We start from the raw sequence: 16,418 nt of genomic DNA on the forward strand, positions 1-16,418 counted from the left end.
CCCGGCCCGGGCTCCCGAGCCCGGGCCGGCTCCGCCCCCAAGCCGGGGCGGAGGCACCACCGCACCGCTCCGAGTCGTGAGGTGTACCCATGTCACTGCTCTCCCGCGTCACGTCGCCGGCCGAGCTGCGCAAGCTACCGGCGGCCGAACTCCCGCTGCTCGCCGACGAGATCCGCGACTTCCTGATCGACGCCGTCACCCGCACCGGCGGACACCTCGGGCCCAACCTCGGCGTGGTGGAGCTCACCATCGCGCTGCACCGGGTCTTCGACTCGCCGTACGACCGGATCGTGTTCGACACCGGCCACCAGAGCTACGTCCACAAACTCCTCACCGGCCGCCAGGACTTCACCCGGCTGCGGATGCGGGGCGGACTCTCCGGCTACCCCTCGCGCGGCGAGTCCGAGCACGACCTGGTCGAGAACTCGCACGCCTCCACCGCGCTGTCCTACGCCGACGGCCTCGCCAAGGCCGCCCAGCTGCTCGGCCAGCACGACCGGCACACCGTCGCGGTGATCGGCGACGGCGCGCTCACCGGCGGGCTCGCCTGGGAGGCGCTCAACAACATCGCCGAAGCCCGTGAGCGGCCGCTGGTCATCGTCGTCAACGACAACGAGCGCTCCTACGCCAAGACCATCGGCGGCCTCGCCAACCACCTCGCCACCCTGCGCACCACCCAGGGCTACGAGCGCTTCCTCGCCCTCGGCAAGGGGGCGCTGCAGCGCACCCCGCTGGTCGGCCAGCCGATCTTCGACGCGCTGCACGGCGCCAAGAAGGGCTTCAAGGACGCCTTCGCCCCACAGGGCATGTTCGAGGACCTCGGCCTCAAGTACCTCGGTCCGATCGACGGCCACGACCTGGGAGCGGTCGAACAGGCGCTGCGCCAGGCCCGCAACTTCGGCGGGCCGGTCATCGTGCACTGCCTGACCGTCAAGGGGCGCGGCTACCGGCCCGCCGAGCAGGACGAGGCCGACCGCTTCCACGCCGTCAACCCGATCGACCCGTACACCTGCCTGCCGATCTCGCCCAGCGGTGGCGTCTCCTGGACCTCGGTGTTCGGCGAGGAACTGCTCGCGCTCGGCACCGAGCGGCCGGACCTGGTGGCGATCACCGCGGCCATGCTGCAGCCGGTGGGCCTGGCGCCGTTCGCCAAGGCGTACCCGGAGCGGACCTTCGACGTCGGGATCGCCGAGCAGCACGCCGTCACCAGCGCCGCGGGGCTGGCGACCGGCGGGCTGCACCCGGTGGTCGCGGTGTACGCGACCTTCCTCAACCGGGCCTTCGACCAGGTGCTGATGGACGTCGCCCTGCACAGGCTCGGCGTCACCTTCGTGCTCGACCGCTCCGGGGTGACCGGACCGGACGGCGCCTCGCACAACGGCATGTGGGACATGTCGATCCTGCAGGTCGTGCCGGGCCTGCGGCTCGCCGCGCCGCGCGACGCCGAACAACTGCGGGCGCAGCTGCGCGAGGCCGTCGAGGTCCGGGACGCGCCGACGGTCGTGCGCTTCCCGAAGGGGAACGTCGGCCCCGCCGTGCCGGCCGTCGAGCGGACCGGCGGGGTGGACGTCCTGCTGCGCACCGGCCGGCCGGCCGAGATCCTGCTGGTCGCCGTCGGCACCACCGCCCCGGCCTGCCTGGACGCCGCCCGGCTGCTGCTCGCCGAGGGCTTCACGGCGACCGTGGTCGACCCCCGCTGGGTCAAGCCGGTCGACCCGGCACTCCCCGAACTCGCCGCCGCTCACCGGCTGGTGGTCACCGTCGAGGACAACGGCAGGACCGGCGGGGTCGGTTCGGCGATCGCCCAGGCGCTGCGCGACGCCGACGTCGACGTACCGGTGCGGGTGCTCGGCCTGCCGCAGGAGTTCCTCGGGCACGCGTCGCGCGGAGAGATCCTGGAGGAGGCCGGGCTCACCGGGACAGGGGTCGCCGCCCAGGCCGCCGTCTTCGCCAAGAACCTGCTACCGACCAGAGGAGCGAACCCGCGCCATGCCGGCTGACCCAGACCGCCCCGCCTTCGACCTCGCCGCCCTCCTCGCCGAACGCGGCCGTGAGCGCTACGAGTTGAACAGTCGCTACCTCAACCCGCAGCTGTCCCGGATGCTCCACACGATCGGCTTCGACAAGTACTACGAGCGCGCCGAGGGCCCGTACTTCTACGACGCCGAGGGCAACGAGTACCTCGACATGCTGGCCGGCTTCGGCATCTTCGCCCTCGGCCGCCACCACCCGGTGGTGCGCTCGGCGATCCGGCAGGTGATGGACCTCGACCTGCCGGACCTGGTCCGCTTCGACTGCTCGCCCCTGCCCGGACTGCTGGCCGAGCGGCTGCTGTCGTACGCGCCCGGGCTGGACCGGGTGTTCTTCGGCAACAGCGGCACGGAAGCGGTGGAGACCGCGCTCAAGTTCGCCCGGTACGCCACCGGCCGCAAGCGCATCCTCTACGTCGACCACGCGTTCCACGGGCTGACCACCGGCTCGCTGTCGGTCAACGGGGAGAGCGGCTTCCGCAAGGGGTTCGACCCGCTGCTCCCGGACACCGCGATCCCGCTCGGCGATCTCGGGGCACTGGCCAAGGAGCTGAAGCGCGGCGACGTCGCGGGGCTGATCGTCGAGCCGATCCAGGGCAAGGGCGTCCAGGCGCCGCCGCCCGGCTGGCTGCGCGCCGCCCAGGCGCTGCTGCACGAGCACAGGGCGCTGCTGATCTGCGACGAGGTGCAGACCGGGATCGGCCGCACCGGCGAGTTCTTCGCCTACCAGCACGAGGACGGCGTGCTGCCCGACCTGGTCTGCGCGGCGAAGGCGCTCTCCGGCGGGTACATCCCGGTCGGGGCGACGCTCGGCAAGGGCTGGATCTTCGAGAAGGTCTACTCCTCGATGGACCGGGTGCTGGTGCACTCGGCCAGCTTCGGGTCGAACGCCCAGGCCATGGCGGCCGGCCTGGCGACCCTGGAGGTGATGCGGGACGAGAAGGTGGTCGAGAACGCCCGCGCGGTCGGCGACCTGTTCCGCGAGCGGCTGACCGCGCTGGTCGACCGGTACGAGCTGCTCGCCGAGGTGCGCGGGCGCGGGCTGATGATCGGCATCGAGTTCGGGCGGCCCAAATCGCTCAAGCTGCGCACCGGGTGGACGGCCCTGCAGGCGGCACGCAAGGGACTGTTCGCACAGATGGTCGTGGTCCCGTTGCTGCAGCGGCACCGGATCCTGACCCAGGTGTCCGGGGACCACCTGGAAGTGATCAAGCTGATTCCGCCGCTGATCATCACCGAGCGGGACGTCGACCGGTTCATGACCGCCTTCACCGACATCATGGACGAGGCGCACCGGGGAAGCGGTCTGATGTGGGACTTCGGGCGGACGCTGGTGAAGCAGGCGGTCGGCAGTCGCTGAGGCCCGGGGCGCGGCGGGCGCCGGGGCCCCCGGGGCACGGCGGGCGGGAGCCCGGGGAGGTGCCGGCGGGAGCGCGGGGAGGTGCCGGCGGGAGCGCGGGAGCGGACGCGAGGAGTGGGAAGTCGGCCGGGCCGACTTCCCACTCCATGGGAGACACCGCGTCAGAGCTCGGTCCGGCGGCGCCGGACGACCACCACGAGATCGACAACGGCGAACAGGGAGAGCAGGCCGCAGGCGATGGCGAAGCCGGTGAGCGTGCCCCGGCTGGGGGCGCCGTTGACGGGGGAAGTGGCCGCCCAGACGGCGAAGCCCACCGTGCCCAGGATGAACAGCGGCGTGAAGACCAGCGAGAGCAGGTAGCGGAGCTTGAGGTCGCTGCGGGCGGTGGCCGGCTCGGTGCCGCTGCGCCACCGTCGCGGGGTGGTGGTGCGCATGGGCGTTCACCTCCGGACCGCTCGGGTCGGGCTACGATTCCAGCGTACGTCCGAGGGAGCTGGCCGGGGGAGGCGCGATGTCGGGATCGGACGCGGTGGGGTCGGGAGCGGCCGGGGCGGACGCCGAGGGGTACGCGGGGCTGCGGGTCGAACGGGCCAAGGAGCTGGCACGGCGGCACGGCTGGGCCTCGGTGCGGGTGCTGGAGCCGGGGGAGCTGATGACCATGGAGTACCGGCAGGGGCGCCTCAACCTGGCGGTGCGGGACGGCGTGGTCGAGCGGAGCTGGGAGGGGTAGCGGTCGCCTCCACCGCCTCCGCCGCGGGCTGACGGGGATCGGTGGACTCGGAGGACTCGGAGGGTTCGGCAGCTGAGTGGCTCAGCGGTTCAGCAGCTCGGTGGTCCGGTCGCTCATCGGGCCCGGTAGCGGACGACGCGGCGGCCGAAGCGGCGGTGCAGTCGCTGTTCGGCGACGGCGACCAGGGGTTCCAGCAGGGGCAGTGAGAGCAGGACGAGCAGTCCGGCGGCCCAGCCGGCCAGCACGTCGGTGACCCAGTGGGTGCCCAGGTAGACCGTGGTCAGGCCGATCGAGCAGGCGGTCGCGGCGGCGATCAGCGCGCCGGTGCGGCGCCAGCGGACCGCGAGGTAGGCGAGCACGCCCCAGGTGACCACGGCGTTGGCGGTGTGGCCGGACGGGAAGATGGTGCCGCCGGAGAAGAGCTCGGGCGAACCGACGTACTGGGCGTAGTGCGGGCCGAGCCGGCCCGTGACGATCTTCACCGCGCCGACCGTGACATTGAGCAGCAGCAGCGCGACGGCCATGACCAGCAGCGGACGCAGCCGGCCGAGGCGGTGGGCGCGCCAGGCGAGCCAGGCGAAGGCGGCGATCGCCGAGGGGCCGCGCTGCCCGGCGACCACCCAGGTGTCGAGCAGCGGCTCCGGCCTGGGCCACCGCTCGTACGGGCGCAGCAGGCGGACCGACCAGTCGAGGTCGACCAGGGCGGTGTTCAGCAGGACGCCGGCCAGTACCAGCAGGTAGACGACGAGGGTGGCGGCGAGCAGTGCGGCCTGCCGCCGGCTCATCGGGGGCCAGCCGGGCTCGCGGTGGCCGGGGCCGGCCGGGCCCCGGCGGTCCGGTCCGCGGCGGACGGGGACGACCCGGCCGTGGGCGCCGCCGGCGGTGGCGGGTCGTTCCCGGCCCGGCGTGACGACGTGGTGTTCTGACCGCGGTCGCGGGATGGGAGCGTGGGTACTTCTGGATTGCACGGGGTGACCTTACCCATCCGGACAGGGCCATTTCGGAGGGAATTGTCATTTTCCCGTGAAATCGACAATTGAGCTCACCCCCGAGCGTTCCGGGAGTGATTCACGCCATTCATGGATCGAATGCCCGTGTGGTCTTCGAATGATTCTGCAAAAGCCCCGGTAAAGGAAACGGAGTGGGAAGCCGGTCGGTCCGGCTTCCCACTCCGTGGTAACCCTGTGTAGGTTCCGTGCTCAGTCGAGGGGGCCGCCCGCGACGTAGATCACCTGTCCGGAGACGAAGCCGGAGCCCTCGCTCGCGAGGAACGAGATGGTGTGGGCGACGTCCTCAGGCAGACCGACCCGCTGGACCGGGATCTGAGAGGCGGCGGCCCGCTTGAAGTCTTCGAAGTCCATGCCGACGCGGGCGGCGGTGGCCGCGGTCATGTCCGTGGCGATGAAGCCGGGGGCGACCGCGTTGGCGGTGATGCCGAACTTGCCGAGCTCGATGGCCAAAGTCTTGGTGAAGCCCTGCAGGCCCGCCTTGGCAGCCGAGTAGTTGGCCTGGCCGCGGTTGCCCTGGGCCGAGGAGGAGGACAGGTTGACGATGCGGCCGAAACCGGCGTCGACCATGTGCTTCTGCACTGCGCGCGTCATCAGGAAGGCGCCGCGGAGGTGAACGTTCATGACCGTGTCCCAGTCGGACTCGGACATCTTGAAGAGCAGGTTGTCGCGGAGTACGCCCGCGTTGTTGACCAGCACGACGGGGGCGCCGAGCTCGGCGACCACGCGGTCGACGGCGGCCTGGACCTGCTCGGCGTCCGAGACGTCGGCGCCGACGGCCAGCGCCTTGCCGCCGGCGGCGGTGATCCGGGCGACGGTGTCCTTGCCGGCCGCCTCGTCGAGGTCCAGGACGGCGACCGCGTAGCCGTCGGCGGCCAGCCGCTCGGCGGTGGCGGCACCCAGGCCGCGGGCGGCGCCGGTGACGACGGCGACCCGGGGGGCGGTGCTCTGCTCGGTCATGCTCGCTCTCGTCTCTCTCGGGGGTTCCTCCGGGGAGAGCCCCCGGAGAGGGTGGCCACACCCTACCGGCGAGTAGGGAAGGCGGCCAGAGCGGAGAGGCGCAGGTGACGGTCGGTAAGGACCGACCGGTCGGCTTTCTGCTGAGAACGGGTTACTGCAAGGGCGTGGCAGCGCGTAAATATGCCAATGTTGCCGAACCTGCGTCTACTATCCGCCCCTGCCTGCCAGCAAGGGCCCGCCGTTTGTATAGTGTCCGCCAGCAGCCACCGGCTGCACGGCTGGAGCGCCCTCCCTCATAGCTGGACGCCCACTCGCCGTTACTGCCCCACCCGGGTGTCCCACACACACCGGGTGTGACATCGGGACGGATACATGGTGCTGGGGGAGATCCCGACAACCCGCGTGTCCGCGCGACTGCAGCAGTCGCCCGGACACCTCATTCGTGTTGCACAGCAGGTTCACACCCGTCTGTGGTCCGAGCACGTCGGAGCCGATCTCACGGCTCCACAGTTCGCCGTGCTGCTGGTCCTGGCCCTCGAACCGGGTGCGGACCAGCGGACGGTCGGCGAGCGAGCCTCGCTGGACAAGGCCACGATGGCGGAGATGGTCGCGCGGCTGGTCCGCCGCGGCCTGGTGCTGCGCAGGCGTGACCCGGCCGACGGCCGGCGCAAGCTGCTCGCTCTCTCGCAGAGCGGCGCCCAGGCGGTGCGCGAGGCCACCGGTGGTGTGGTCCGCGTGCAGCGCGTCCTGTTCGAGCCGCTGACGGCGGAGGAGCAGGTCGAGATCGTCCGGGTGATGGCCAAGATAGCCAGGCTGGAGCCCGCGGCGGTCGCCGTCTTCACGGACGCGCGGCCGATACTGGACGCCCAGCGGGCGATCGGCTACCTGATCAGGGTGAGCCAGCAGGTGCACACCAAGCTCTGGTCGGAGCACGTCGGCGCCGAGCTGACGGCCCCGCAGTACGCGGTGCTGGACGCGCTGGAGCTGGAGCCGGGCGCCGACCAGCGCACGGTCGGCGAGCTGGCCTCGCTGGACAAGGCCACCATGGCCGAGATGGTGAGCCGGCTGGTGCGCCGCGGTCTGGTGCAGCGTCGGCGCGACCCCTCGGACGGACGGCGCAACCTGCTCTCGCTCTCACCGGCGGGACAGGACCTGCTGCACCGTTCGGCCGCCGGGGTGGCCGAGGTCCAGCGGCTGCTGCTGGCTCCGCTGGAGGAGGGTGAGCACGAGGCTGCACTCGCGCTCATCGGCAAGGCGGCCAGGTTCTAGACCAAGCTTTGGTAACAGCAGCCAAAACGATTCGCCAACGTACTGAGGGTTCCTGGCCTTCGGTTCCGTGAATCGCGCACGCCGACGACCGCCAACCCCGGACGGGGTTGGCGGTCGTCGGCGTGGCCGGCCGTCAGGCTCCGGCGGGGCCCGGCGCGGTGGCTCGGGGCCCCGGTCCGGAGCTCCGGGCCCGCATCAGTTCCAGTCGAAGCCCTGCGGGTCCGGGCCGATGCGCTTGCCGGTGGCGACGGCCGCGATCGTCGAGAGGTCCTCGGCGTCCAGCTCGAAGCCGGCGACGTCCAGGTTCTCCCGGATCCGGGACGGGGTGACCGACTTCGGGATGGCGATCACACCGCTCTGCAGGTGCCAGCGGAGGACCACCTGGGCGACCGTGCGGCCGTGCTTCTCGGCGATCGCGACCAGCGTCGGCTCGGCGAGCAGCTCGCCGCCCTGGCCCAGCGGGCTCCACGCCTCGGTGGCGATGCCGTGCTCGGCGTGGAAGGCGCGCAGCTCCTCCTGCGGGAAGTACGGGTGCAGCTCGACCTGGTTCAGCACCGGGACGACCGAGGCCTCGTCGAGCAGGCGGGTCAGCTGCTCGGTGCCGAAGTTGGAGACGCCGATCGACCGGACCCGGCCGTCCGCCTTCAGCTGCTCGAAGGCCTTCCAGACGTTGAGGAAGCTGCCGTGCATCGGGCGCGGCCAGTGGATCAGGTACAGGTCGAGGTAGTCGAGGCCGAGCTTGGCCAGCGAGGCGTCGAACTCGCGCAGCACCGCGTCGCGGCCCTGCTCGCCGGACCAGTCGCGGGTGCCCGAGTTCCACAGCTTGGTGGTGATGTAGAGGTCCTCGCGGGCGACGCCGCCCGCCAGTGCCCCGGCGATCGCCACGCCGGTGCCGGCCTCGTTCTCGTAGATGGCCGCGGTGTCGATCGAGCGGTAGCCCGCGTCGATCGCGGTGCGGACGGCCGGGGTGGCCTCGGCGTCCGGGACCTGCCACACGCCGAAACCGAGCTGCGGGATCTGCGCGCCGTCGTTGAGGGTGACGCTGGGGATGTTGCTCACGGGACGGGGTGCCCTCCTGGTCGTAGGTCTTTCCAGTGGGGGGCAACTGGCGCCGGAACGTGATTGTTCCCGCCAAACGGGTGAATCTTGGGTGTTGTTTTGCAGGGCCCCGACCGGGTCGGAGGGGTCGGCGGAGCGGGCCGGAGGAGGGCCGAGGAGGGCCGGCGGGGGGCCGGCGGGCCGGAGGAGGGGCGGAGGCGCCCCGGCCGGGTCGTACCGGCGAACGCGGGCGGCCGGCCCCGTCGGTCCGTCGGCCGGTCGACCGGTCATGGCGGCGGAAAACCTGTTGCGCGGGTCACACCGGGGTTGGCAGGCTCGCGGACATGGCCTCCTGAACTCCGGGCCCTTCGTGCCCTTCCCAGTCCGTCCGGCCCTCCCGCCGGACGCATCGACGCCGCCGTGCCGTTGCGCCGCGGGTCCGTCGCCCGTCGCCCGTCGCCCGTCGCCGGCCGTCCGTCGCCCGGTGCTTCTCACCTGTTGCCCGTCGCCCGTGGGTCCGCGCTGCTCGGGTGAGCCGGGCTCCGGGCCGGCGGGCGAGCCCGGCGCGCACCCGTTCGCGCGTCCGTTCCCTCCTTCCCCGTACCTCCGCACCGTTCGCATCGGAGTGTCATGCCGCTCACCCCCCTGCCGCTGGCCGACCCCGGCAGCCCCGATCTGTCCTCGCCCCTGGCCTTCCTGCGCTGGCTGCAGCGCAGTCAGCGGCGCGGGCAGCTGCTCGCCACCTGCTGGACCCTGCTCGAAATGGGGTGCCAGGCCGCCCTGCCGGTGCCGCTCGGGGCGGGCGTGCAGTCCGCCGTCGACGGTGACGCCGACGGGATCTGGCGGGCGGGCGGGCTCGCCCTGCTGCTCGCCGCGGGCGCCGCCCTCGGTACCGTCCTGTCGCACCGCCAGGCGGTCTGGAACTGGATCCACGCCGCTTGCCAGGTAAGGCAGTTGGTGTCCCGGCAGGCCTCTCGGCTCGGGGCCGGACTGTCCCGCCGGATCGCCACCGGCGAGGTCGTCGCGGTCGGCAGCGGGGACGTCGAGCGGATCGGCTGGTACGTCGAGCTGATCGCCCGGGTCCGGTCCGCGGTGATCGTCTGGCTCGCCGTCAGTTCGGTGGTGCTGGTGGTCGAGCCGGTGCTGGGCGTCGGCGTGCTGCTCGGCGTACCCGTGCTGGCGGCTTCCGTCTGGCCGCTGATCGGGCCGTTCGAGCGGCGCTACGAGCAGCAGCGCGCGCTCGGCGGCAAGGCCACCGAGCTGGCCGCCGACACCGTGGCGGGGCTGCGGGTGCTGCGCGGCATCGGCGGTGAGGAGCTCTTCCTGGAGCGGTACCGCGCCGCCTCGCAGAAGGTCCGGGCGGCCGCCGTCCGCTCGGCCCGGATCTGGTCGCTGATGCAGGCGCAACAGGTGCTGCTCCCGGGCCTGTTCGTGGTCGGCGTCACCTGGTACGGCGCCCGGCTGGCGGCCTCCGGCGAGCTCGACGTCGGCACCCTGATCGCGGTCTACGGTGCGACCGCCTTCCTGGCCTCGCCGCTGCGCATCCTGGGCGAGGCGGCGCACGCCTGGAGCGTCGCCCGGGTCTCCGCCGGGCGGGCCGTCCGGGTGCTCTCCCTCGGCCGGACCGGTGGAACGGCCGACGCCGCGCTGACCAGGCCGGCCAAGGCCGACCTCCACGACCCGGTCAGCGGACTGACCGCGCGGGCCGGCGAGCTGACCGCCGTCGTCTGCGGGGACCCGGACTTCGCCGGGGCGCTCGCTGAACGGCTCGGCGGCCACATCCCGCTCGCCGACGGCGAGCCGGAGCAGCCCTCCGTACGGCTCGGCGGGACGGAGCTGGACACGGTGCCGCTCGCCGAGGCGCGGGCGGCCGTGCTGGTCCACGACAAGGAGCCGGTGCTGCTCTCCGGGACGCTGGCCGAGCTGTTCGACATCCCGTCCTCGGGCCGGGTCTCCCCGGCGCAGGCGCTGGCGGCCGCCCGGTCGGACGACGTCCTGGAGGCGCTGGTGGACGGCTCGCCCGAGTGCGCGGGAGATCCGATGCGCGCCCGGCTCACCGAGCGCGGGCGCTCGCTGTCCGGCGGGCAGCGCCAGCGGCTCGCCCTGGCCCGCGCACTGCTGGCGGACCCGCCGGTCCTGGTGCTGGACGAGCCCACCAGTGCGGTGGACGCCCACACCGAGTCCAGGATCGCCACCGGGCTGCGGGACACCCGGGCGGGCCGCACGACCGTGGTGTTCGCGACCAGTCCGCTGCTGCTCGACCAGGCGGACCGGGTCGTGCTGCTGCGCGACGGCCGAGTGGTCGCGGCGGGGCCGCACCGCGAGCTGATGCGGACCGAGCCGGCCTACCGCGCCGTGGTCACCCGCGACGAGGAGGCCGCCCACCGGGTCGGTGAGGCCGTGTGAACGCCGCCCGGAGCTGTTCGTCAACCGCCCTGCCACGCAAGCGAGGAGTACGTCATGAAGCCACCCGTCCATGAGGAGCAGGGGCCCGCCGCCACCCTGCCGGTCGGCTCCCCGGCCGCCGTGCGCGGGTACCTCCTGCTGCTCGCGCGGCGGCACCGCGGCGGGTTCTCCGGGGTGGTGGCGCTGCACTCGGTGGCCACGCTCGCCGGGCTGGTCGGCCCCTGGGTGCTCGGCCGGCTGGTCGAATCGCTGGCCACCGGCACCGCCGGGTCCACCATCACCGTGGCCGTCGCCTGGTACCTGCTGGCACTGGTGGCGCAGGCGGCGTTCACCGGCTGGTCGAGGATGCGCGGCGCGGTGCTCGGCGAGCGCGTGCTCGCCGACCTGCGCGAGGACTTCCTGGTCCGCTCGGTCGCACTGCCGACCGGCGTGCTGGAGCGGGCCGGCACCGGGGACCTGGTCTCCCGTGGCACCACCGACATCGACCGGCTGGACAAGTCGGTGCGCGAGGCGGTGCCCGAACTCGCCGTCGCCGTGGTGTCGTTGCTGCTGGTGCTCGGCGCCCTGCTGGTCACCTCGCCACTGCTCGCGCTGACCTCGCTGATCGGGCTGCCGCTGCTGCTGGCCACCTCCCGCTGGTACTTCCGGCGCGCGCCGCAGTCGTACCGCAACGAGTCGGCCGGGTACGCCGCGGTGAACACCGTGCTGGCCGAGACGGTGGACGCCGGTCGGACGGTCGAGGCGCTGCGCCTGGGCGAGCAACGGATCCGGCTGACCGATCGCAAGCTGCGGGAGTGGCTGGCCTGGGAGCGCTACACCCTGTGGCTGCGCTCGGTCTGGTTCCCCACCATCGACGCGGTCTACACCGCCGCCGTGCTCGCCACCCTGGTGCTCGGCGGGCTGTTCGCGCTCAGGGGCTGGATCACCGTCGGTCAGTTGACCACGGGCGTGCTGTACGCACAGATGCTGACCGGCCCGGTGGACCTGATCCTGCGCTGGTACGACGAACTGCAGATCGGACAGGCCTCACTGGCCCGGCTGGTCGGCGTGCGCGAGGTGCCGGAGCACGAGGGGGACGAATCCGCCCGTCCCGACGGCCGTCGGGTGGAGGCCACGGACGTCCGCTTCGGCTACCGCGAGGGCGCGGACGTCCTGCACGGGATCAGCCTGGACGTCGCCCCGGGCAGCCGGGTCGCGCTGGTCGGGCCGTCCGGGGCGGGGAAGTCCACGCTCGGCCGTCTGCTGGCGGGGATCTACGCCCCCGGCCGCGGCAGCGTGACCCTCGGCGGGGCGTCGCTGTCGCGGATGCCGGCCGAACGGGTGCGCGCGGAGGTGGCCCTGGTGAACCAGGAGCACCACGTCTTCGTCGGCACCCTGCGGGACAACCTGCGGCTGGCGGCGCCCGACGCGGACGACACCGAGCTGCGGGCCGCGCTCGACGCGGTGGACGCCGGGGACTGGGCGGACGGCCTGCCCGAGGGCCTGGACACCGAGGTGGGCTCCGGCGGTACCGCGCTGACCCCGCCGCAGGCCCAGCAACTGGCCCTGGCCCGGCTGGTGCTGGCCGATCCGCACACCCTGGTGCTGGACGAGGCCACCTCGCTGCTGGACCCGCGCGCCGCCCGGCACCTGGAGCGCTCGCTCTCCCGGGTGCTGGAGGGCCGGACGGTCATCGCCATCGCCCACCGGCTGCACACCGCGCACGACGCGGACGTGATCGCGGTGGTCGAGGGCGGGCGGATCAGCGAGTACGGCAGCCACCCGCAGCTGGTCGCGGCCGGCGGTCCGTACGCGGCGCTGTGGCGCTCCTGGCGGGACGAGCGGTAGTACGGGACGAGCGGTAGCAGTCCGGGGAGCCCGGCCGCAGCGCGTAGATCGGTAAACCCGCACGGGGTCGGATTGCCCCGTGCGGGTTACTGCCCGGCCCGGAAGGGCGCGTAACCGGGCAAATCGGCGGTCCGGCCCGCAGACTGCTCCGGTGACCAAGATTTCAGACGGCCCGTCCCGCTCCCCGCGCGGTGAGATCGGCGGGATCCCCACGCGCTACATCGGGATCGGCGTCATCGTCATCCTCGCCGTGTGGTTCCTGTTCGCCAACCTCGACCGGGTGAAGATCCAGTTCTGGGTGTTCACCGTCACCGCGCCGCTCTGGATCACCCTGCTGGCCACGCTGATCGCGGGCGGTGTGCTGGGCTGGCTGCTGAAGGGCCGGCGCAGCCGGTGACGACCGATCCCGAGTCGGCCCGCAGCGGCACCTCGGCCTTCACCCCGCTGATCGAGCTGCGCGGGGTCAACAAACACTTCGGGGACCTGCACGTACTGCAGGACATCGAACTGACGGTGGGCCGCGGCGAGGTCGTCGTGGTCATCGGACCGTCCGGCTCCGGCAAGTCCACGCTGTGCCGGGCGATCAACCGGCTGGAGCCGATCGAGGACGGCAGCATCCTGATCGACGGCCGGCCGCTGCCCGAGGAGGGCAAGGGGCTCGCCCGGCTGCGCGCCGACGTCGGGATGGTGTTCCAGTCCTTCAACCTGTTCGCGCACAAGACCGTGCTGCAGAACGTCTCGCTCGCGCAGATCAAGGTGCGCGGCCGGCCCAGGACGGAGGCCGACACCAAGTCCCGGGCGCTGCTGGAGCGGGTCGGCCTCGCGACCCAGGCCGACAAGTACCCGGCCCAGCTCTCGGGCGGCCAGCAACAGCGGGTCGCGATCGCCCGCGCGCTCGCGATGGACCCCAAGGCGCTGCTCTTCGACGAGCCCACCTCGGCGCTCGACCCCGAGATGATCAACGAGGTGCTGGACGTCATGCGCCAACTCGCGCACGAGGGCATGACGATGGTCGTGGTCACCCATGAGATGGGTTTCGCCCGGGCCTCGGCGAACCGGGTGGTGTTCATGGCGGACGGCCGGATCGTCGAGGACCGTGCCCCGGAGGACTTCTTCAGCGCACCCGAGACCGAGCGCGCCCGGGACTTCCTGTCCAAGATCCTGAAGCACTGAGGCGGCGGCGTGAACCGTGAGACGACGCCCCGCGCGGGGGCGGGGAAGCCCGGGGCGCGGACGGGGCTCGGCGCGCGGACGAGGTCCGGCGCACGCGCGCGGACGCTCGTGCTCGCCGTCGCCCTGCTGCTCACCGCTCTGGCGGCGGGCTGCGGCAAGCCCGGCACCCCGCCGCCCAAAGGTCCGCAGCCCAGCGCGCTGCCCAGCTACCAGGTGCAGGACGCCGCCTCGATCACCGGCTCGCCGACCCTGGACGCCGCCCGGAAGCGCGGCCACCTGGTGGTCGGCGTCAAGGAGGACCAGCCGTACCTGGGCCAGAAGAACCCGGCGACCGGCGAGTACTCCGGCTTCGACATCGAGATCGCCAAGATGGTCGGCGCCTCCCTCGGCTTCCCGCCGGACGAGATCCAGTTCAAGACCATCGCGTCGGCCAACCGCGAGACCGCGCTGCAGAACGGCCAGGTGGACTACTACGTCGGCACCTACACCATCAACGACAACCGGAAGAAGCTGGTCGGCTTCGCCGGGCCGTACTTCGTCGCCGGGCAGTCGCTGCTGGTGCGCAAGAACGACAACACCATCCACGGCCCGCAGGACCTGGACGGCAAGAAGGTCTGCTCGGCGGCCGGCTCGACCCCGTACCAGCGCATCCAGTCGCAGTTCCCGAAGGCCAAGCTGATCGGCTACGACACCTACTCGGCCTGCGTGGACAACCTGATCACCAACCAGGTCGACGCCGTGACCACCGACAACGCGATCCTGCTCGGCTACGCGGCCAAGGTGCCGGACGAGCTCAAGGTGGTCGGACCGCTGTTCTCGACCGAGCCGTACGGGATCGGGGTGCCGAAGAACGACACCGTGCTGCGCGCCGCGCTGAACGACGCACTGGAGCGCCACGAGCAGAACGGCGACTGGAACAAGGCCTTCGAGGCGACCCTCGGCCTCTCCGGGGAGCCGGCGCCGACCCCGCCGCAGATCAACCGGTACTGAGAGGGGCCGCGCCGTGAAGACGCTGACCGACAACTGGTCGACCTACTGGGAGGGCTTCCTCGGCACGCTCTCGCTGTTCGCGGTGAGCGCCGTGCTGTCGCTGGTGCTGGGGGTGCTGATCGCGAGCTTCCGGGTCTCGCCGGTCAGGCCGCTGCGGGTGTTCGGGGCGGTGTGGGTGACGATCCTGCGCAACACGCCGCTGACCCTGCTGTTCTTCATCGTGGTGCTCGGCCTGCCCCGCTTCGACATCACCCTGCCCTTCTACACCTTCGCGGTGCTCGCGCTCGGCTGCTACACCTCGGCCTTCGTCTGCGAGGCGATGCGCGCGGGCGTCAACACCGTGCCGACCGGGCAGGGCGAGGCGGCCCGGAGCCTGGGCATGAGCTTCGGGCAGACGATGGGCCTGGTGGTGCTGCCGCAGGCGTACCGCTCGGTGGTGGCACCGATCGGCAGCGTGATGATCGCGCTGGCGAAGAACACGGCGATCGCCGGCTCGTTCAGCGTCACCGAGCTGCTGGGCACCTACCGGACCATCAACGAGCTGGGCTACAGCATCGTCTGGACCTTCGTCTGGATCGCCGTCGGCTATCTGATCATCACCCTGGGCGTCAGCGCCGTCTTCTACCTGCTGGAGCGACGAGTGGCGGTGTCCCGATGACCGTTGAATCCTCGGCGCTGTACGACATCCCCGGTCCCAAGGCGCTCGCCCGCCACCGGCTGTACGGCGGGATCGCGCTGGTGCTGATCGCGGCGGCGCTCGGCTGGGTCGTCTACATGCTGTTCCACACCGACCAGTTCACGTACGAGAAGTGGACGGCCTTCCAGTACCGCGGCGTGCAGGAACTGCTGTTGCGCGGGCTCGGGAACACCCTGAAGGCCTTCGGCTGGACGGTCCTGTTCGCGCTGCCCTTCGGCGCGCTGTTCGCGGCCGGGCGGCTGTCCGACCACCGGGCGGTGCGCTGGCTCTCCACCCTGGTCGTGGAGTTCTTCCGGGCCATGCCGGTGCTGGTGATGATCTTCTTCGTGTTCGTGGCCCTGAAGGTGCAGCCGCTGTGGGCACTCGTCACCGGGCTGGTGCTCTACAACGGCTCGGTGCTGGCCGAGGTGTTCCGGGCCGGCGTGCTCGCGGTGCCCAAGGGGCAGCGGGAGGCCGCGTACGCGCTGGGCATGCGCAAGACCCAGGTGATGACGTACGTGCTGGTGCCGCAGGCCAACAGGGCGATGCTGCCGGCCATCATCAGCCAGCTGGTGGTCGCGCTCAAGGACACCTCGCTGGGCTTCCTGATCACCTACGAGGAGTTCCTGCACGCGGGCAAGCTGATCGCCACGAACCTGGACTACGACCTGCCGTTCATCCCGGTGGTGATCGTGATCGCGCCGATCTACATCGGCATGTGTCTGCTGCTCTCCTGGTTCGCCCGCTTCGTCGAGAAGCGCAGCCGGCGCAGCCCGAGCGTGCGGGGCGGGGCGCCGGTGGCCAAGGCCGAGGTCTCGATGGGGCTGCCGCCGTCCGCGCAGCAGTGAGAGGCCTGGTTCGGCACTGAACCATAGGTGCGGATGGGGTCGGGGTCGGTACCTCCAAATTCCTCTTATGATTGCGGGGCTGGACGGGACCGCCCGAGCGGTTC

15 protein-coding genes are annotated in these 16,418 nt (G+C 72.1%); 11 read left to right on the top strand and 4 right to left on the bottom strand.

What is annotated here, in order from left to right; genetic code table 11:
- Window positions 1–89 precede the first annotated feature (89 nt).
- Window positions 90–2,000, top strand: a complete 1,911-nt coding sequence (dxs, locus tag ACZ7KX_RS06185) for a 1-deoxy-D-xylulose-5-phosphate synthase (RefSeq protein WP_470325525.1) — start codon at window positions 90–92, stop codon at window positions 1,998–2,000.
- On the top strand, window positions 1,990–3,390 hold the full coding sequence (locus ACZ7KX_RS06190; RefSeq protein WP_470325526.1) for an aspartate aminotransferase family protein: 1,401 nt from the start codon (window positions 1,990–1,992) through the stop codon (window positions 3,388–3,390). The genes dxs and ACZ7KX_RS06190 overlap by 11 nt, the downstream gene beginning before the upstream one ends.
- A 161-nt stretch (window positions 3,391–3,551) precedes the next feature.
- Here the strand turns inward: ACZ7KX_RS06190 and ACZ7KX_RS06195 are convergent, their stop codons facing one another.
- Window positions 3,552–3,824, bottom strand: coding sequence for a DUF6343 family protein (locus ACZ7KX_RS06195; RefSeq protein ID WP_350524231.1), 273 nt, complete (start codon window positions 3,822–3,824; stop codon window positions 3,552–3,554).
- A 77-nt stretch (window positions 3,825–3,901) separates the two neighbouring features.
- Here ACZ7KX_RS06195 and ACZ7KX_RS06200 point away from each other — a divergent pair, with 77 nt between their 5' ends.
- On the top strand, window positions 3,902–4,120 hold the full coding sequence (locus ACZ7KX_RS06200) for an I78 family peptidase inhibitor (protein WP_350524232.1): 219 nt from the start codon (window positions 3,902–3,904) through the stop codon (window positions 4,118–4,120).
- Window positions 4,121–4,233: 113 nt separating this feature from the next.
- Here ACZ7KX_RS06200 and ACZ7KX_RS06205 read toward each other — a convergent pair whose 3' ends face one another.
- Together ACZ7KX_RS06205 and fabG are read right to left on the bottom strand one after the other, a co-directional pair.
- Window positions 4,234–4,905, bottom strand: a complete 672-nt coding sequence (locus ACZ7KX_RS06205) for a phosphatase PAP2 family protein (RefSeq protein WP_470325527.1) — start codon at window positions 4,903–4,905, stop codon at window positions 4,234–4,236.
- A 414-nt stretch (window positions 4,906–5,319) separates the two neighbouring features.
- On the bottom strand, window positions 5,320–6,087 hold the full coding sequence (gene fabG / locus ACZ7KX_RS06210; protein ID WP_470325528.1) for a 3-oxoacyl-ACP reductase FabG: 768 nt from the start codon (window positions 6,085–6,087) through the stop codon (window positions 5,320–5,322).
- Between the two features lie 372 nt (window positions 6,088–6,459).
- Here fabG and ACZ7KX_RS06215 point away from each other — a divergent pair, with 372 nt between their 5' ends.
- A complete protein-coding gene (locus ACZ7KX_RS06215) occupies window positions 6,460–7,356 on the top strand; it encodes a MarR family winged helix-turn-helix transcriptional regulator (RefSeq protein ID WP_350524235.1) in 897 nt (298 codons plus the stop codon).
- Window positions 7,357–7,551: 195 nt separating this feature from the next.
- Here ACZ7KX_RS06215 and ACZ7KX_RS06220 read toward each other — a convergent pair whose 3' ends face one another.
- Entirely contained in the window at window positions 7,552–8,415 is an 864-nt protein-coding gene (locus ACZ7KX_RS06220) for an aldo/keto reductase (RefSeq protein WP_470325529.1), read from the bottom strand.
- 609 nt (window positions 8,416–9,024) lie between these two features.
- On the opposite strand from ACZ7KX_RS06220, the gene ACZ7KX_RS06225 reads away from it, so the two are divergent.
- The 7 genes from ACZ7KX_RS06225 to ACZ7KX_RS06255 all read left to right on the top strand — a co-directional run bounded on the left by ACZ7KX_RS06225 (window position 9,025) and on the right by ACZ7KX_RS06255 (window position 16,314).
- Window positions 9,025–10,800: an ABC transporter transmembrane domain-containing protein gene (locus ACZ7KX_RS06225; RefSeq protein WP_470325530.1), complete on the top strand. Its 1,776-nt coding sequence runs from the start codon at window positions 9,025–9,027 to the stop codon at window positions 10,798–10,800.
- A gap of 54 nt (window positions 10,801–10,854) precedes the next feature.
- Window positions 10,855–12,627, top strand: a complete 1,773-nt coding sequence (locus ACZ7KX_RS06230; RefSeq protein WP_470325531.1) for an ABC transporter ATP-binding protein — start codon at window positions 10,855–10,857, stop codon at window positions 12,625–12,627.
- A 151-nt stretch (window positions 12,628–12,778) separates the two neighbouring features.
- Window positions 12,779–13,024, top strand: coding sequence for a LapA family protein (locus tag ACZ7KX_RS06235; protein WP_350524239.1), 246 nt, complete (start codon window positions 12,779–12,781; stop codon window positions 13,022–13,024).
- A 47-nt stretch (window positions 13,025–13,071) separates the two neighbouring features.
- The gene (locus ACZ7KX_RS06240) at window positions 13,072–13,800 is read left to right on the top strand and encodes an amino acid ABC transporter ATP-binding protein (RefSeq protein WP_470325569.1); all 729 of its coding nucleotides are present in this window, start codon (window positions 13,072–13,074) and stop codon (window positions 13,798–13,800) included.
- A 108-nt stretch (window positions 13,801–13,908) separates the two neighbouring features.
- Window positions 13,909–14,790, top strand: a complete 882-nt coding sequence (locus tag ACZ7KX_RS06245) for a glutamate ABC transporter substrate-binding protein (RefSeq protein ID WP_470325570.1) — start codon at window positions 13,909–13,911, stop codon at window positions 14,788–14,790.
- 13 nt (window positions 14,791–14,803) lie between these two features.
- Window positions 14,804–15,448 (top strand): amino acid ABC transporter permease, encoded by a 645-nt coding sequence (locus ACZ7KX_RS06250; RefSeq protein WP_470325532.1) that lies wholly within the window; start codon window positions 14,804–14,806, stop codon window positions 15,446–15,448.
- On the top strand, window positions 15,445–16,314 hold the full coding sequence (locus tag ACZ7KX_RS06255; protein ID WP_470325533.1) for an amino acid ABC transporter permease: 870 nt from the start codon (window positions 15,445–15,447) through the stop codon (window positions 16,312–16,314). The genes ACZ7KX_RS06250 and ACZ7KX_RS06255 overlap by 4 nt, the downstream gene beginning before the upstream one ends.
- The last annotated feature ends 104 nt before the right edge of the window (window positions 16,315–16,418 follow it).

Source organism: Kitasatospora sp. NPDC038210, from assembly GCF_055600605.1.

What these genes read in the sequence shown, in the direction of transcription:
- dxs (WP_470325525.1), top strand. Translation starts at nt 90, where the DNA reads ATGTCACTGCTCTCCCGCGTCACGTCGCCGGCCGAGCTGCGCAAGCTA.
- ACZ7KX_RS06190 (WP_470325526.1), top strand. Translation starts at nt 1,990, where the DNA reads ATGCCGGCTGACCCAGACCGCCCCGCCTTCGACCTCGCCGCCCTCCTC.
- ACZ7KX_RS06195 (WP_350524231.1), bottom strand. Translation starts at nt 3,824, where the DNA reads ATGCGCACCACCACCCCGCGACGGTGGCGCAGCGGCACCGAGCCGGCC.
- ACZ7KX_RS06200 (WP_350524232.1), top strand. Translation starts at nt 3,902, where the DNA reads ATGTCGGGATCGGACGCGGTGGGGTCGGGAGCGGCCGGGGCGGACGCC.
- ACZ7KX_RS06205 (WP_470325527.1), bottom strand. Translation starts at nt 4,905, where the DNA reads ATGAGCCGGCGGCAGGCCGCACTGCTCGCCGCCACCCTCGTCGTCTAC.
- fabG (WP_470325528.1), bottom strand. Translation starts at nt 6,087, where the DNA reads ATGACCGAGCAGAGCACCGCCCCCCGGGTCGCCGTCGTCACCGGCGCC.
- ACZ7KX_RS06215 (WP_350524235.1), top strand. Translation starts at nt 6,460, where the DNA reads ATGGTGCTGGGGGAGATCCCGACAACCCGCGTGTCCGCGCGACTGCAG.
- ACZ7KX_RS06225 (WP_470325530.1), top strand. Translation starts at nt 9,025, where the DNA reads ATGCCGCTCACCCCCCTGCCGCTGGCCGACCCCGGCAGCCCCGATCTG.
- ACZ7KX_RS06230 (WP_470325531.1), top strand. Translation starts at nt 10,855, where the DNA reads ATGAAGCCACCCGTCCATGAGGAGCAGGGGCCCGCCGCCACCCTGCCG.
- ACZ7KX_RS06255 (WP_470325533.1), top strand. Translation starts at nt 15,445, where the DNA reads ATGACCGTTGAATCCTCGGCGCTGTACGACATCCCCGGTCCCAAGGCG.